The organism is Xanthobacter autotrophicus, from assembly GCF_029991245.1.
GTDB classification, from domain to species: domain Bacteria; phylum Pseudomonadota; class Alphaproteobacteria; order Rhizobiales; family Xanthobacteraceae; genus Xanthobacter; species Xanthobacter autotrophicus_C.
In genome coordinates this window covers 1-713 of record NZ_JAIVFO010000318.1, presented here as the reverse complement: position 1 = coordinate 713, position 713 = coordinate 1, and the positions used below count along the sequence as shown (strand labels likewise).

1 protein-coding gene is annotated in these 713 nt (G+C 67.5%); it reads left to right on the top strand.

Annotation, left to right across the window (positions count from 1 at the left end; translation table 11 throughout):
* The coding region (locus tag K9U41_RS22985) for an acyl-CoA dehydrogenase family protein (protein WP_282643153.1) at window positions 1–713 on the top strand (713 nt) is incomplete at both ends.

Genomic DNA, 713 nt, shown 5'->3' with positions numbered 1-713 from the left:
GCACCGAGGAGCAGAAGAAGCTCTACCTGCCCAAGCTCACCAGCGGCGAATGGACCGGCACGATGTGCCTCACCGAGCCCCATTGCGGCACCGACCTGGGCCTGCTGCGCACCCGGGCCGAGCCCGTGGCCGGCGCGCCCGAGGGCACCTACAAACTCACCGGCAACAAGATCTTCATCAGCGCGGGCGAGCACGATTTCACCGAGAACATCGTGCACCTGGTGCTGGGCCGCCTGCCGGACGCGCCCAAGGGCAGCAAGGGCATCAGCCTGTTCGTGGTGCCCAAGTACCAAGTCAACGCCGACGGCTCGCTGGGCGAGCGCAACCCGATCTACTGCACCGGCCTGGAGCACAAGATGGGCATCCACGGCAACGCCACGGCGCAGATCTCGATCGACGGCGCCATCGGCACGCTGGTGGGCCAGCCGCACAAGGGCCTGGCCGCCATGTTCGTGATGATGAACGCCGCGCGCCTGGGCGTGGGCAACCAGTCGCTGGGCCTGACCGAAGTGGCCTTCCAGAACGCGCTGGCCTACGCCAAGGACCGCATCCAGATGCGCAGCCTCTCGGGCACCAAGGCCAAGGACAAGGAAGCCGATCCGATCATCGTGCACCCCGACGTGCGCAAGATGCTGCTGACGGCCAAGGCCTACGCCGAGGGCGCCCGCGCGCTGCAGATCTACTGCACGCTGCTGCTGGACAAGGCGCACAGC